The 14,787-nt window shown below is 64.5% G+C and carries 9 protein-coding genes and 1 riboswitch; of the genes, 3 read left to right on the forward strand and 6 right to left on the reverse strand.

The window, feature by feature from the left end:
- Positions 1–85 precede the first annotated feature (85 nt).
- The 5 genes from ASF90_RS08515 to ilvC form a co-directional block, all read right to left on the reverse strand.
- Complete coding sequence (locus ASF90_RS08515; protein ID WP_055848434.1) at positions 86–1,648, reverse strand: 2-isopropylmalate synthase; 1,563 nt, start codon at positions 1,646–1,648, stop codon at positions 86–88.
- Entirely contained in the window at positions 1,645–2,763 is a 1,119-nt protein-coding gene (locus ASF90_RS08520; RefSeq protein ID WP_055848436.1) for a threonine dehydratase, read from the reverse strand. The genes ASF90_RS08515 and ASF90_RS08520 overlap by 4 nt, the downstream gene beginning before the upstream one ends.
- Positions 2,764–2,853: 90 nt before the next feature.
- On the reverse strand, positions 2,854–3,111 hold the full coding sequence (locus tag ASF90_RS08525) for an ACT domain-containing protein (protein ID WP_055848439.1): 258 nt from the start codon (positions 3,109–3,111) through the stop codon (positions 2,854–2,856).
- Positions 3,095–4,816, reverse strand: a complete 1,722-nt coding sequence (ilvG, locus tag ASF90_RS08530; RefSeq protein WP_055848442.1) for an acetolactate synthase 2 catalytic subunit — start codon at positions 4,814–4,816, stop codon at positions 3,095–3,097. Before ilvG ends, ASF90_RS08525 begins: the two co-directional genes overlap by 17 nt.
- 44 nt (positions 4,817–4,860) lie before the next feature.
- The gene (gene ilvC / locus ASF90_RS08535; RefSeq protein ID WP_055848443.1) at positions 4,861–5,862 is read right to left on the reverse strand and encodes a ketol-acid reductoisomerase; all 1,002 of its coding nucleotides are present in this window, start codon (positions 5,860–5,862) and stop codon (positions 4,861–4,863) included.
- 644 nt (positions 5,863–6,506) lie between these two features.
- Between ilvC and ggt the strand changes: the two genes are divergently transcribed.
- Together ggt and ASF90_RS08545 are read left to right on the forward strand one after the other, a co-directional pair.
- The gene (gene ggt / locus ASF90_RS08540; protein WP_055850281.1) at positions 6,507–8,216 is read left to right on the forward strand and encodes a gamma-glutamyltransferase; all 1,710 of its coding nucleotides are present in this window, start codon (positions 6,507–6,509) and stop codon (positions 8,214–8,216) included.
- Positions 8,217–8,295: 79 nt separating this feature from the next.
- Complete coding sequence (locus tag ASF90_RS08545) at positions 8,296–10,134, forward strand: methyl-accepting chemotaxis protein (protein ID WP_055848445.1); 1,839 nt, start codon at positions 8,296–8,298, stop codon at positions 10,132–10,134.
- 12 nt (positions 10,135–10,146) lie between these two features.
- Here ASF90_RS08545 and ASF90_RS08550 read toward each other — a convergent pair whose 3' ends face one another.
- Complete coding sequence (locus ASF90_RS08550; protein ID WP_055848448.1) at positions 10,147–12,117, reverse strand: prolyl oligopeptidase family serine peptidase; 1,971 nt, start codon at positions 12,115–12,117, stop codon at positions 10,147–10,149.
- 273 nt (positions 12,118–12,390) lie between these two features.
- Positions 12,391–12,488: riboswitch (TPP riboswitch) on the forward strand.
- 115 nt (positions 12,489–12,603) lie between these two features.
- Here ASF90_RS08550 and thiC point away from each other — a divergent pair.
- A complete protein-coding gene (gene thiC / locus ASF90_RS08555) occupies positions 12,604–14,481 on the forward strand; it encodes a phosphomethylpyrimidine synthase ThiC (RefSeq protein ID WP_055848450.1) in 1,878 nt (625 codons plus the stop codon).
- Positions 14,482–14,787: the final 306 nt, after the last annotated feature.

Below are 14,787 nucleotides of genomic sequence, written 5' to 3' on the forward strand. Positions count from 1 at the left end.
CCCAAAACCGAAACCAAAACCAAAACGGCCAGCAGATCGCTCCGCTGGCCGTCAGGTCTTTTGCAAACTGTCAGTCGGTGCGGCGTTATGCCACCGCAGCCGTCTTGCCAGCAACCACGCCGCGCTCGCGTTGGCGCAACAGTCGGTTGGCTACATCCAGCCAAGCGAGTGCGCTGGCCTCTATGATGTCCTTGCTGGTGCCGGTGCCTTCGTACTCCACACCATCGTGGCGCACGCTCAGGCTGGCTTCGCCGCGTGCATCCGCGCCGATGCCCACGCTGTGCACCTGGTAGCTGTCCAGCTCCAGCTTCACGCCGGTGGCGGACGCCAATGCACCGAACAAGGCATCAACCGGGCCATTGCCCTGCGCGGTTTCCGCCACCCGATTGCCATCCGGATCCGATAGCTCCACCAACGCGTTCGCGCGGCTGCCGACGTCGCTGATGGTCATCGAAGCCAGACGGTAGCCTTCCTGCACGGTCGCGTCCTGCATCAATGCCTGCAGATCGGCATCGGTGACCACGCGCTGCTTCTCGCACAAGGCCTTGAACTGTTCGAAGACCAGCTTGACCTCTTCCTCTTCCAGCAGATACCCCAGCGCACGCAGGCGCTGCTCGACCGCTGCGCGGCCGCTGTGGCGGCCCAGCACCATCTGCGACGATTCCCAGCCCACATCTTCCGGGCGCATGATTTCGTAGGTGCCGCGGTGACGCAGCATGCCGTGCTGGTGGATACCCGATTCATGTGCAAAGGCGTTGCCGCCGACCACGGCCTTGTTGCGCTGCACCGGCATGCCAACCAGGCGCTGCAATAACTGCGAGGTCGACACGATGCGCGGTGTGTTGATCGCCGAATCGATGTTGTAGAACGCACCACGCACCTTCAGCGCCATGGTGATTTCTTCCAGCGCACAGTTGCCGGCGCGCTCGCCGATGCCGTTGACGGTGCACTCCACCTGACGCGCGCCGCCTTCGATGGCTGCCAGCGAATTGGCCACCGCCAGACCCAGATCGTTGTGGCAGTGCGCGCTGAAGATCACCTTGTCGGCACCCTCCACGCTGGCGATCAGCCGCGCGAACATGCCGCGGATTTCTTCCGGCGTGGTGAAGCCCACCGTGTCGGGCAGGTTGATCGTGGTGGCCCCGGCCGCAATCGCCACACGGGTGACTTCGGCCAGGAAATCTTCTTCGGTACGGGTGGCGTCTTCGGCAGAAAACTCCACGTCATCGATGTAACCGCGCGCCAGCGTCACGTGCTTGTGCACCGACTCCAGCACCTGCTCGCGGCTCATGCGCAGCTTGTGCTCGCGGTGCAGCGGGCTGGTGGACAGGAACACATGCAGGCGCGGGTTGGCTGCAGCTTCCAGCGCCTTTGCCGAGGTTTCGATATCGGCCTGCAGACAGCGCGACAACACCGCCAGGGTGGGGCGGCGCAGCTCGCGGCCGATCATCGCGATAGCTTCGCGGTCTGAGTGCGAGCTGGCCGGGAAACCGGTTTCGATGATGTCCACGCCGAGTTCGTCCAGCGCGCGCGCCATGACCAGCTTTTGCTGGGGCGTCATGCTGCAGCCGGGGGATTGCTCGCCGTCGCGCAGGGTGGTGTCGAAAATTCGGATACGCGGGGTCTGGTTGGATACGGTCGTGTTCACCAGGAAGACTCCTCTACGGCGATGGCGGTGACAGGCGTTGAAGCGACTGCGGATGGGCGGGAAAGAGCGGGTGTTTGGGGTGGAGGCTTGACGCTGCGTTCGTTGCGAAGTCGCTCGGTATTGCGACGCCGCGGTTTGCGTGGCGGACGCGGCCGCACCTCGGACAAGAGTGCGGCCAAAACGGTTGCGTCGATATTACCGCCAGAGACCACCGCACATTTGCGTTTGCCTGCAACACGGCGACCGGCGGCCAATGCCAGGGCGCCAGCGCCTTCGGCGATGACGTGTTCTTCCAGTGCCAGACGCACCAGGGTTTCGCGGAGCTCGGCCTCACGCACGATCACTACATCGTCGAGCAGGCTCGCGCACAGGCGGCGAGTCAGGAAGCCAGGAATCTTGACCTTGACGCCGTCGGCCAGCGTGGCGACGGGGGTGATTTCACGGAAGTCGCCGCGCACCGCACGCGCCATCGAATCGACGCCCTCGACCTGCGCACCGACAATGCGCACGCCTTGCGACTTCAACGCCAGCGCCACACCGGAGGCCAAGCCACCGCCACCGATCGGCACGATCACCACATCCGGTGCGTGCGCGGCCAGTTCGATGCCGACCGTGCCTTGGCCGGCAATCACGTCCGGGTCGTCGAAGGCCGACAGGAAGCGATAGCCGTTCTGGTCGGCCAGCTCGCGCGCAAACGCAAACGCTTCGTCATAGCTGTTGCCGTGTTGGCGCACGGTGGCGCCCCAGTGCGCGACGCCGGCGATCTTGGTTTGCGGCGCGCCATATGGCATCACCGTGATGGCCTGCACACCGAGCCGATACGCCGACCACGCCACACCTTGCGCATGGTTGCCGGCCGAGGCGCAGATCACCGGGCGCTCGTCTCCGCGCTCCAGTCCCGCCAGCAATGCATTCAATGCACCGCGCACCTTGTAGGAGCCGGTGCGCTGCAGGTTTTCCAGCTTCAGCCACACGCCGAAACGCTCGGCGTAGTGCAGTGGCGTCGGCGACAAATATTTGCGCAGACGTGCCTGTGCGGCCAGCACGTCGGCCACGCTGACGGCCACGTCGCTTACGTCTGGTTCCTGCGAAGAGGAGCGGCCGGAATCAGGCATTGCGGCACGCGCGCGGCCGATCCGGAAGAAGACACCTCCGGATGGCAGTCTGATGGTCGCGCGAAGTCTGCATGCCCGAGGTCTGGGTGGTCATGCGGCCGCCTCGACCGTTTCCAGCGCCGTGATCACTACCGACTCGCAGTCGTAGACCTTTTCCAGCTGCAGGCGCAGTGTTTCCGGCGGCCGGCTGCTGTCCACGTCCAGCTGCAAATGCCAGCGCCCGGCATCGTCGGGCGCGGCGGCGCCCTGGATGGCGCACGGGCGAAACCCGCGGCGCTCGGTCATGCCGATCACGCGCACCAATGCGCCTTCGGCCGGCTTCAGCACCAGGTCAAGCCGGTAACGCATGTGTCGTCTCCTTGACCGCGTGTGCGGGATTGCTGTCCAGCATGGTGCTGTTGGCGTTGTTGGGCGGCACCAGCGGCCACACGTTGGCGCGTGCGTCGATGGCCACATGCAGCAGGCCGGGGCCCGGCTGGGCCAGCAACTCCGCCAGCGCTGCATCGACATCGCCGCGCGCAATGATGCGCTTGGCCGGAATACCGAACACTTGCGCCAGCGCGGCGAAATCCGGGTTGTCGGACAGATCGATCTCGCTGTAGCGCTCGGCGAAGAACAACTCCTGCCACTGCCGCACCATGCCCAGCGAGCTGTTATCGAGCAGCACGATCTTCACCGGCAGCTTGCAGCGTGCAATGGTCACCAGCTCCTGCACATTCATCATGAAACTGCCGTCGCCGGAGACCAGCACCACGGTGCGATCGGGACAGGCGAACTGCGCGCCCATCGCCGCTGGCAGGCCGAAGCCCATGGTGCCGAGCGCGCCACTGGTGAGGTGATTACGCGGATCGTTGAAGCGGCAATGCTGGGCCACCCACATCTGATGCTGCCCCACATCGCAGGCGATGATGGTATCGGGCGGCGCCACTTCGCTCAGGCGCTTCAGCAGCGCCGGTGCGTAGATATCGGTACCGGGCGCGTCGTAACGCGCACCGAATTTTTCGCGATTGGCAAAGCAGCGTGTCCGCCATGCCTGGCAGTTGCCGCGTGCTGCACTCAACGCCTTAAGACTGGTTGCCACATCGCCAGGTACGGCGATATCGGCAGTGCGCAGCTTGGAAATTTCATACGCATCGGCATCCAGATGGATGACGCGCGCGAACGGTGCGAACTCACTCAACTTGCCGGTGGCACGGTCGTCGAAACGGGCACCGACCACCACCAACAGATCGCATTCCTGGATGGCCATATTGGCTGCTCGCGTGCCGTGCATGCCCAGCATCCCCAGGTAATCCGGATGCGCGTGCGGCAATGCACCCAGCCCGCGCAAGGTCAGCGCGGTCGGGATGCCGGTGGCTTCGACAAAGCGCCGGAATGCTTCCACCGCATCGGCCAGTGCAATCCCGCCACCGCCGTAGACCACCGGGCGCTCGGCGCTGGCGATGGCTGCCAGCGCGTCGGCCAGTTTCGCGTCCGACGGTGCAGGTGGCGGCAGCACTGCGGCCGGCACATGCTCGGGCAGATGCGAGGCATCGGCGATCTGCACGTCCTTCGGCAAGTCGATCAACACCGGGCCCGGGCGACCCTCGCGCGCGATGCGAAACGCATCCCGCACGATCTCCGGCAACTGGTCCACGCTGCGCGCCAGAAAACTGTGCTTGACGATCGGCATGGTCATGCCGAACACGTCCAGTTCCTGGAACGCATCGGTGCCCAGCAAGGGCGTGGCGACCTGGCCGGTCAGGCACACCATCGGCACCGAGTCGAGCATCGCGTCTGCGATGCCGGTGACCAGATTGGACGCACCCGGGCCGGAGGTCGCCACGCACACGCCCACCTTGCCGCTGGCACGGGCGTAGCCGTTGGCGGCGAGGGCGGCGCCCTGTTCGTGACGGACCAGGATGTGCTTGAGCCTGGAATCCACCAGGGCGTCGTAGAACGGCATGATGGTGCCGCCCGGATAACCGAACAGCGTTTCCACGCCCTCGGCTTCCAGGGCCTGCGTCAGCCAGCGCGCGCCATTGCGGGGCGTGCTGTGTGCGGAGGTATTCATGCGTTGCGAACCTTCGGTGTTAAGCGGTGGGGGATGCGGCGGCGTTATGCCGCTTGTTGATTCGCCGGTGTGGCAGCAGCTTGCTGTTCGCCGTTGAGCCAGACCATCTTGGCGCGCAGTTTCTTGCCCACTTCCTCGATCGGGTGTTCCAGGTCGGCCTGCTTGAACTTGGTGTAGTTCGGCAGACCGGCTTCATATTCGGCCACCCAGTTCTTGGTGAAGGTGCCGTTCTGGATGTCCGTCAGCACGTCCTTCATGCGCGCCTTGGTACTGGCGTCGATCACGCGCGGGCCGCTGACATAGTCGCCGTATTGTGCGGTTTCGGACACGAATTCCAGCATGCGGGTGATGCCGCCTTCGTAGAACAGGTCCACGATCAACTTCAGTTCGTGCAGTACTTCGTAATACGCGATTTCCGGCTGGTAGCCAGCTTCCACCAGCACTTCGAAACCGGCCTGTACCAGCGACGAGGCGCCACCGCACAGCACGGCCTGCTCGCCGAACAGATCGGTTTCGGTCTCTTCCTTGAAGGTGGTCTTGATGATGTTGGCACGTGCGCCGCCCAGGCCGCCGGCATAGGTCAGCGCAAACTGCTCGGCCTTGCCGCTGGTGTCCTGGTACACCGCATAGATGCACGGCACGCCGCGGCCGATTTCATACTCGCGACGCACCAGCGCGCCCGGGCCCTTGGGCGCAACCAGCACCACGTCCAGATCGGCGCGCGGCTTGATCATGTCGAAATGCACGTTCAAACCATGCGCGAACAGCAGACAGGCGCCTTGTTTCATGTTCGGCGCGATGACCTCTTCGTAGAGCTTCTTCTGCACCATGTCCGGGGTCAGGATCGCGACCAGGTCGGCGGTCTTCACCGCGTCGGACGGCGCCACCACGGTGAAGCCATCGGCCTGCGCCTTGGATTCGGTCGGGCCACCGGGACGCAGGCCGACGGTGACGTCGAAACCGGAATCGCGCAGGTTCAGCGCATGCGCGCGGCCCTGGCTGCCGTAGCCGATGATCGCGATTTTCGGTTGGGTGTCGTTGCTCATGAAGTAATCCTTGCGGGGTTGGCAGTGGGAAAGAGATCAGCTGGCAGCGCGGACGCTGGTTGGCCGAGCAAAGCGGGGATGAGCGAAAACGCTGCGCATGCAGACGCTTGCAGCAGCGCAATGGCTGGCGCTGATGGAAGGCGGTGCGGCGATGTCAGTGATGTCGTTCATGTCATTCGAAACTTTTGGGGGTCCCTGAAACGCGAAACCCCGCGCCGTTGCCGGTGCGGGGTCTGATCGAAGCCTTGTGTGTCTGTTGCCTACACGAAGTCTCGTCCCGCATCGGTTGGCGAGGTAATAAGTACGAGCACGAGAAGCGACGCTGCCAACGCGCCGGAGGGCGCGGACATCAAAGCGTTCGAGGTGGTGGGGCGGTGCGGCATGGACTGAGATAACCATCGCCGCCGGTGAGGTGTCAACCCTTGCGGGTGAAACATCTGTATTGGCAGCATGCGCTCAGCGCGAAGCCGCATGGCAGCAGCATGGTTTCTGCTGAAACCGGATCGGCGGCGTGTCAATAACGCCAACCTGCATCACCAACTGCGCGGTTTTATTGCCTCAGTGCGACCGGGATCGAACGCTGCGACGGAGGCCGCTGTTATGGTTGGTGCTTCATTCGTTGTGTCGTGGGGGAGCTCTTGATCATGCGTCGCGTACCCGTCTTATTGGTGTCTGCTCTGGCGCTGCTTGCGCCGCCTCTTGGCGCCGCCGACCGTGTCACCGGACAAGCCTTCGCCACCCGCTCCGAAGTGATCGCCCCGCATGCGATGGCGGCGACCTCGCAACCGCTGGCCACCCAGATCGCGTTGGATGTGATGAAAAACGGCGGTTCGGCGGTGGACGCGGCGATCGCCGCCAATGCGGCGTTGGGCTTGATGGAGCCGACCGGCAATGGGGTGGGTGGGGATCTGTTCGCCATCGTGTGGGATCCCAAGACCAGCAAGCTTTACGGCTACAACGGCTCGGGCCGTTCGCCCAAGTCGCTGACCCTGGCCGAGTTTCAGCGGCGCGGGCTGAAGGACATTCCGCCGACCGGGCCGCTGCCGGTGTCGGTACCGGGCGCGGTGGATGGCTGGTTCGCATTGCACGAGCGCTTCGGGCGCAAGCCGATGGCGCAGAACCTGGCGCCGGCGATCCGCTACGCGCGCGAAGGCCACCCGGTGGCCGAAACCATTGCCTATTACTGGGACCGCTCGGTGCCGCGGCTGTCGCAATACCCAGGCTTCAAGGAGCAGTTCACCATCGACGGGCACGCCCCGCGCAAGGGCGAGCTGTGGAAGAACCCGAACCTGGCCAACACCCTGCAGCAGATCGCCGACGGCGGCCGCGATGCGTTCTACAAGGGGCCGATCGCGCGCACCATCGGCACCTACTTCAAGGCCAATGGCGGCTACCTGAGCTACGAGGACATGGCCAGCCATCAGGGCGAATGGGTGGAGCCGGTCAGCACCAACTACCGCGGCGTTGACGTGTGGGAGCTGCCGCCCAACAGCCAGGGCATCGCGGCGTTGCAGATGCTCAACATCCTGGAAGGCTACGATTTTTCCAAGATCCCGTTCGGCTCGGCCGAGCACGTGCATCTGTTCACCGAGGCCAAAAAGCTGGCCTTTGCCGACCGTGCGCGCTTCTACGCCGACCCGGCCTTCCAGCCGGCACCGCTGGCCAAGCTGGTGTCCAAGGAGTACGCCGCCCAGCGCCGGTCGCTCATTTCCATGGACAAGGCCTTGAAGGAAGTGCAACCCGGCACGCCCAAACAACTGGAAGAAGGCGACACCATCTACATGACCGTGGCCGATGCCGACGGCATGATGGTGTCGCTGATCCAGTCCAACTATCGCGGCATGGGCAGCGGCATGGCGCCACCGGGGCTGGGCTTCATCCTGCAGGACCGCGGCGAAATGTTCGTGTTGAAGAAGGACCACCCCAACGGCTATGCGCCGGGCAAGCGGCCGTTCCAGACCATCATCCCGGCGTTCGTCACCAAGGACGGCAAGCCGTGGTTGAGCTTTGGCGTGATGGGCGGGGCGATGCAGCCGCAGGGGCACGTGCAGATCGTGATGAACCTGGTGGACTTTCATATGAATCTGCAGGAAGCCGGCGATGCGCCACGCATCCAGCACGAGGGCTCCACCGAGCCGACCGGCCAGGCCACCGCAATGAGCGATGGCGGCGAGCTCAATCTGGAAACCGGATTCTCCTACGACACCATTCGCGCGTTGATGCGCAAAGGCCACCGGGTGATCTTTGCCGACGGCCCGTATGGCGGCTATCAGGCGATCGCGCGCGACCCGGCCAACGGCGTGTATTACGGCGCCTCGGAAAGCCGCAAGGACGGGCAGGCCGCCGGCTACTGAGCAAGCCGCCACGGATGAGTACGCCGCTCAATTCTGCCCACCGCGCGCCGCTAATGACACTGATGGTTTAGGAATCCCCATGAGCTCGATGCAATCGCCCGACCTGCCGTCGCACACGCGTGCGGCCCTGCTTCCCGACGCACCGGTTGCCTTGCTGCGGCTGTCGGCGGAGGCGTGTGTGGTGGCCTGCAACCGCGCCGGCCTCGACGTGCTTGGCAAGACCGCCACTGAATTGGACGGTCTGCCGGCATCCGTGCTGTGGGGATTGAGCGCCACCGATCTGGTTGGCGACGAAGGCGTGTGGGCTGCGCCGGGCGACGACCCGGCCCGGCGCGTGCGTTACGTCCGCGACCGCGAGTACGGCGGCTGGATGCTGTCGTTGCCGCATGTCGAGACCGCCATTTTGTTGCGCGAAGCCACGCGGCTGGCCGACGGTAGCCGCCCGGTGCCGATCTCCCCGCTGTTGCAGCCCTTGGTGGCACGCCTGCAGGCCGAACACGAAGACCGCACCGTGCTGGAGCGCACCGCGCAGGCGTTGGCTGGCTGCGAACTGGAACTGCTGCTCCCGCCCGGTCTGGCCGACACCGACATGGGGCGCCGGCTGCAGGCCGGCTTCGGCAATCTGGCCGAAGCGATCCGACAGGCAGTGGCGCTGTCGGTGCAGATCGCCGCCGAAGTGCCGCCGTTGGTGGCCGAAAACGACGAGATGGTGCGCCAGTCGCAGGCGCAAACCGAGGCGCTGGACGGCGCACGCACTGCAGTGGAGCGGCTGTCGTCGAGCCTGCAGGACGTCAATGCCGAGCTGGCCCAGGTCATCGCGCTGGCCGCCAGCGCCGATGAAAGCGCGCGGCAAGGCGTGGCCGCGGCACATGCGCTGGGCCAGGCCATGCACGAAGTGGAACGCCGCGCGGCACGTGCCGGCGAGGTCATCGAGGTCATCGACTCGGTGGCGTTTCAGACCAATATTCTGTCGATCAACGCCAGTATCGAAGCGGCGCATGCCGGCGCTGCCGGGCGCGGCTTTGCGGTGGTCGCCACCGAGATTCGCCGTCTGGCCGAACGTGCCGCTGCGGCGGCGCGCGATGTGCGCGCGATCCTGGCCGAAACCAGCGCTGCAGTGGGCGAGGGCGCTGCCTCCGCGCGCGGCACCGAGGCGGTGCTCGATGGCATCACCCGTGTGCTTGGGCAGGCCAGTAGCGCGATGACCACGGTGGCCGGGCGCATCCAGGCACAGGACGGCGAAATTCGCGGCATCGAGCGTGCCGTGGATGGGGTGGTGGCGCTGGGCCGCAGCAATCTGCAGCACGCCGCGCACGTGGCCGAACGCAGCGAAGCGCTGGAACGCGGCACCGAAACCTTGCGCGACTGCGTGGGTCTGTTCCGCCTGCCGGCCGATCCGCTGCAGGTGCCCAGGCACGCGCGCGTCAAGGAACTCGCCGTCGCCACGGCGGGCAAGATCGGCATTGCATTGGCACAGGCCATCGCGCGTGGGCAGATCGACGAAGCGGCGTTGTTCGCGCGTACCTACACCCCGATTGCCGGTGTGGAGCCGCCCAAGTTCAGCACCGACTTCGACGCGGTGTGCGATCACGTGCTGCCTCCGTTGCAGGAGCCCTTGCTGGATGCGCATCCGTGGATCGTGTTTGCGATCTGCGCCAATCCCGACGGCTACGTGCCTACCCACAATCTCCGTTTCACCCAGCCACTGACCGGCGACCCCAAGCGCGATCTGGTCGGCAACCGCACCAAGCGCAAGTTCTCCGACCGCGTTGGCCGCAGCGTCGGCGCGCATACCGACCCATACCGCCTGCAGGTCTACCGCCGCGATACCGGCCAGATCATGTTCGATCTGTCTGCCCCGATCTTCGTCGGCCGCAAGCATTGGGGCGGCCTGCGGGTGGGCTATACGCTGGAGTGACGTGAGCCGGCGTTACTGCGGCGTGGTCGGCGTGGTGCCGCCCGCCGCTGCGGTTGTCGGATTACCCAACTGTTTGGCCAGGAAGCCTTCTAGGGTGCGGTAAAAGGCGATCTGGTTGGCGTCCTTGTAAAACCCGTGGCCTTCCTTGGGCACCGCCATCCATTCGGGCGCGTTGCCGCTACGCGTGAGCGCAGCACGCAGGCTCTTGGCCTGGGCAAAGGGCGCACGCTCATCCTCTTCGCCGTGGACCAACAGCACGGGTGCCTTGATGCGTTCGGCCAGCGAAACCGGCGAGTGCGCGGCAAGGTCGGCTGCGTCGCGGCCGATCACGCGTTGCAGGTAATTGGTGCCGGACGCGCTCTGATTGATATCGCCTTTGGTGTACATCATCTGCAGGTCGTAGATGCCGGCCACCCCCACCGCGCAGCGGAACAGGTCCGGTGCCTTCACCTGCACCATCATCGCCGCGTACGCGCCAAAACTGGCGCCGTAGCTGCAGATGCGCGATCGATCGGCCAGGCCCTGGTCAATCGCCCAACGCACGCCATCCACCAGATCGTCCTGGATCTTTTCTCCCCACTGGCGGTAGCCCGCGCGTTCGAAGGCATTGCCGCGGCCGGTGCCGCCGCGATAGTTGACCTGCAGCACCAGGTAGCCGCGGCTGGCGAGAAATTGCGCATCGGTATCGAATGCCCAACCGTCGCCGTCGGCATGCGGGCCGCCATGTGGCAGCAGGATCATCGGCAGGGGCGCGCCCTGGCCGGCCGCTGCCGGAACGGTTAGTACGCCGTCCAGCGCCAGCCCGTCGCGAGCCTGGAAGCGCACCATGCGCCGCTCGCTCATCAGTGCCGCGGGCAGGGCGCTACGGGCCTTGATGACGAGCTTGAGCGTATTGGTCGGGCGATTGAAGATGTACCAGGCGCCGGCATCGCGGTCGCTATAGGCCTTCAGCAGCACGGCGCTGCCATCTTCGGTGAAGTTGACGAAATCCACGTACTGACCCGCCAAGGTCTCGCTGAGGCTGCGATGCAACTGCGCCGGTGCGCTGTCGGGCGCGGTATAGCGCAGCGCGGGCCGGCCCGGTCCCAGTCGGGCCGCGAACGGTGCATAGGGTGCCGGGCTCCATTGCAGATCATCCACGTCGTAGAACGGGTCGGACGCCAGTACGCTGCGCTGTTGGCCGTCCGGATCGCTGGACACCAATGCCGCCGGGCCGCCGGAGACGCTGTACCAGCCATAGACACGACCGGGCTGTTCGGCAAACGCAATTGGGCGCCAATTGGCCTGGACCTGCGTCAGTGGCGTCCAGCCGTTGCCGTTGCGGCGGAACAGCAGCGAATTGTCGTCGTCATCGGTGCCGTAGGCGTACTGCGCCACATCATCGTTGTCGAGCACGAACCTCAGGCGCGGCACGTCGATGTCGGCCATCAGCCGGTGGGTGGTGGTGCTCGCGTCCACGTCGTACAGCATCGAATGGCGCGAATCCAGCGACAGCCGCCGCATGTAGAAGTGCCCGTTACGCCGGCTCGGCAGCCCTTCGATGTAGCCGAAGCCGCGCTCCAGCCCGGCATTGCGCGTGCTTTGCTGGTAGCCGTAGACGTAGCGCTGATTGCCGCCATCCAGGTCGGTGGCGATGATCTCGCCCATCGGCACAGGTTCTTCCAGCGAGCCGAGCTTGCGACCCTTGCCGATCACCAGCCGCCGGTCGCTGACCCAGGCAATGCGCACCGGCAACTCGTAGCGCGGCAAGCGCAGCATGGTGGTGGATTGCATGTCGGCGATGCGATACACCACCAGCGCGTAGCTGCCATCCCCAAGATCGGCGCTGACCGCCAGGTGCTTGCCGTCCGGCGACATCGCGGGCGAGGAGATTGGGCCGGATTCGACGAATGCTTCCGCCGGTAGCGGCTCGGCCGCCACGCCAGGTCCCACCGTCCCGATCAGCACTACTGCGATCCACGCACACCGTTGCATCCATTGCATTCGCGTCGTCCATCCCTGTGTTTCACGCGACGATAACGAAACGTGGCCGGCGGCTGCAAGTGGCCGATAAAAAATGCCGCCGGAGTGCGGCGGCAATGGAGAGAGAGCAGTTTTCTGGTTGTTGTGCGGCCACGCTAGCCAGCCGATGTGCCGTGAACATGTCTGGGCATGTCAGCTGCACTCCTGCGTTCATCGGGTAGCTTCCGCGCGGCGCGTCAGTGCTGCATGCACGCAACCGCGCATGCTGCCGGTATCGGCGATGTGGTTTAATCGCCGCCGAAGTGGGGGTACCGCAGTGCGCTGCGGTTGAGATAGTCCCTTCGAACCTGATCCGGCTCATACCGGCGTAGGGAAGCTTCGTTAGATGCGAGGGTCCGTGACTGCACGGGCACCTGAGTGTTGAGCGCCGCCGCTTCGTCCGCACTGCGACTTCTTCGCAGAGCCAGCGCCCTTGGTGCTGGTTTTCCAGCACACAGGACGAACGCCATGAATGCCGCGCCCACCGTTTTGCAACAACAAGCCCAATCGTTATCCGAGGCTGTGACCCAGCCGATCCCCGGCTCTCGCAAGATCTTCGTTTCCGGCTCGCGTACCGACCTGCAGGTGCCGATGCGCGAGATCGTATTGACGCGCACGCCGACGCTGTTCGGCGGCGAAGACAATGCGCCGCTCAGCGTCTACGACACCTCCGGGCCGTACACCGATCCGCAGGTGGCGATCGATCTTGCTGCCGGCCTTGCGCCGTTGCGCGCCGACTGGATTGCCGAACGTGGCGATACGGTGGCGCTGGACACCTTAAGTTCGCACTTCGGGCGCGGCCGCGAACACGATGCGCGGCTGGATGCGGTGCGCTTCCCCGCAAGGCGCCTGCCACGGGTGGCGCGCGCCGGTGCCAATGTCACCCAGATGCATTACGCACGTCGCGGCATCGTTACCCCAGAGATGGAGTTCGTGGCGATCCGCGAGAACCAGCGCCTGGAGGCCGTCACCGATGCGATGCTGCGCAAGCAACATCCCGGTGAATCGTTTGGTGCGTCGATCCAGCAGCGCATCACGCCGGAATTCGTGCGTGATGAGATCGCCCGCGGCCGCGCGATCCTGCCCAACAACATCAACCACCCGGAAAGCGAACCGATGATCATCGGTCGTAATTTCCTGACCAAGATCAACGCCAACATCGGCAACAGCGCGGTGTCGTCGGGCATTGCAGAAGAAGTGGAAAAACTGGTGTGGTCGATCCGCTGGGGCGGCGACACGGTGATGGATCTTTCTACCGGCAAGCACATCCATGAAACGCGCGAGTGGATCATCCGCAACTCGCCGGTGCCGATCGGCACGGTGCCGATCTATCAGGCGCTGGAAAAAGTCGATGGTCGTGCGGAAGAACTGACCTGGGAGATCTTTCGCGACACCTTGATCGAGCAGGCCGAGCAGGGCGTGGACTACTTCACCATCCACGCCGGTGTGCTGTTGCGCTATGTGCCGCTCACTGCGAAGCGGGTGACGGGCATCGTGTCGCGTGGTGGATCGATCATGGCCAAGTGGTGTCTGGCGCACCACAAGGAGAACTTTCTCTACACGCACTTTGAGGATATCTGCCAGATCATGAAGGCGTACGACGTGGCGTTTTCGCTGGGCGATGGGTTACGTCCGGGTTGCATCGCCGATGCCAACGACGCCGCGCAGTTCGGTGAGCTGGAAACGCTGGGCGAGTTGACCAAACTCGCCTGGAAGCACGATGTGCAGACCATGATCGAAGGGCCTGGGCATGTGCCGATGCAGTTGATCAAGGAGAACATGGACAAGCAGCTGCGCGAATGCGGAGAAGCGCCGTTCTACACCTTGGGGCCGTTAACCACGGACATCGCGCCCGGCTACGACCACATCACCAGCGCGATCGGCGCGGCGATGATCGGCTGGTTCGGTACCGCGATGCTCTGCTATGTCACGCCCAAGGAGCATCTGGGCCTGCCCAATCGGCAGGACGTGCGCGACGGCATCATGGCCTACAAGATTGCCGCGCATGCGGCCGATCTGGCCAAGGGACATCCAGGCGCACAGGTGCGCGACAACGCCCTGAGCAAGGCGCGCTTCGAGTTCCGTTGGGACGACCAGTTCCATCTCGGGCTGGATCCGGAAAAGGCCAAGGAGTTTCACGACGAAACCCTGCCCAAGGACGCGCACAAGCTGGCGCATTTCTGTTCGATGTGCGGGCCGCACTTCTGTTCGATGAAGATCACCCAAGATGTGCGCGACTACGCGGCCGAACATGGCATGGGCGAAGAGCACGCCTTGTCGGCTGGCATGGAAGAGAAGGCCTCGCAGTTTCTGGCGCAGGGTGCGCAGGTCTATCGCGCCTCCTAGTCCGCAGACCTGCATTGGGTTGCCCGTAGCGCACGGCCCGCTTATCAAAAATTCAGCTTTGGTTGACCAGATCGCATCGCTGCGCGCAAGTGCCGCGATGCGATCGCGCTGCAAGCGGTTACAACAGATAAGGCTTTGCGGCGTTTTAGCTGAATCGCAGATAAAAAAATCGCGCCAGAAGGCGCGAAGGGAACATCGTAATTATTTGAATTCGTCGGCGAGAGAGAGAGAGCCTGACGTCGCCGCCTGTCATAGGAAGCAACGAGGCATAGAGTAAAATTTGCACCAATTGGATGCATGACACAG

Source organism: Xanthomonas sp. Leaf148 (genome assembly GCF_001423585.1).
Classification (GTDB): domain Bacteria; phylum Pseudomonadota; class Gammaproteobacteria; order Xanthomonadales; family Xanthomonadaceae; genus Xanthomonas.

Coding starts and splice junctions, on each gene's coding strand:
- ASF90_RS08520 (WP_055848436.1), bottom strand. CDS start 2,763: ATGCCTGATTCCGGCCGCTCCTCTTCGCAGGAACCAGACGTAAGCGAC.
- ASF90_RS08525 (WP_055848439.1), bottom strand. CDS start 3,111: ATGCGTTACCGGCTTGACCTGGTGCTGAAGCCGGCCGAAGGCGCATTG.
- ilvG (WP_055848442.1), bottom strand. CDS start 4,816: ATGAATACCTCCGCACACAGCACGCCCCGCAATGGCGCGCGCTGGCTG.
- ilvC (WP_055848443.1), bottom strand. CDS start 5,862: ATGAGCAACGACACCCAACCGAAAATCGCGATCATCGGCTACGGCAGC.
- ggt (WP_055850281.1), top strand. CDS start 6,507: ATGCGTCGCGTACCCGTCTTATTGGTGTCTGCTCTGGCGCTGCTTGCG.
- ASF90_RS08545 (WP_055848445.1), top strand. CDS start 8,296: ATGAGCTCGATGCAATCGCCCGACCTGCCGTCGCACACGCGTGCGGCC.
- ASF90_RS08550 (WP_055848448.1), bottom strand. CDS start 12,117: ATGCAATGGATGCAACGGTGTGCGTGGATCGCAGTAGTGCTGATCGGG.
- thiC (WP_055848450.1), top strand. CDS start 12,604: ATGAATGCCGCGCCCACCGTTTTGCAACAACAAGCCCAATCGTTATCC.